1 protein-coding gene and 1 pseudogene (1 of these 2 only partly in view) are annotated in these 588 nt (G+C 49.8%); both read left to right on the forward strand.

The window, feature by feature from the left end:
* Positions 1-194 (forward strand): annotated as a pseudogene (locus tag J4G02_21685) (MBL fold metallo-hydrolase); it begins 553 nt to the left of the window's first position.
* A gap of 67 nt (positions 195-261) precedes the next feature.
* A partial coding sequence (locus tag J4G02_21690; GenBank protein ID MCE2397132.1) for a hypothetical protein occupies positions 262-588 on the forward strand: 327 nt, incomplete at its 3' end.

The raw sequence follows: 588 nt of genomic DNA on the forward strand, positions 1-588 counted from the left end.
TCGATGCCATCCGATGGGAGCCGCGGCATCCAACCCATTTCACGATTCCAGAGTCGTTGGAAATTGTGAAACAACTCAACCCCAAACAGACCTATTTTACCCACATGACCCATGATGTGGACCATGATTCGACGAACGCATGCCTGCCCGAAAATGTTCAACTTGCCTATGACGGCTTAGTGGTGGAGTTGTAAGAACAACAGAAACGGATGGGAGGGGTGCGTCAGATATGATGCCTATTTCTGCTTGCAGGGGAAATACATGAACCGTCATCCATTGCTAGATATTAAACGCATTGAACAGACACCGGACGTTTATCTCAATGCCGCAGGTTCTGTCTTTGCAGTTTTTGATGAGCACACCCAAGATTCAGGAAACATATCGTATGGGGTACAGACCACTCAGGGACGTTATTTTGTAAAGACAGCGGGACACCCCGATGATCCGAAGCCATTTATGAGTCACTCCGAGAGAGTATCGTTGCTCCGAAACGCGGTCCGGCTTCGGCGGAGTTGCAACCATCCCACCCTGCCACCGCTGCATCAGGTGATAGAATCGCCTACTGGTCCGATGCTTGTGTATCAATGG

Source organism: Candidatus Poribacteria bacterium (assembly GCA_021295755.1).
GTDB lineage: Bacteria > Poribacteria > WGA-4E > WGA-4E > PCPOR2b > PCPOR2b.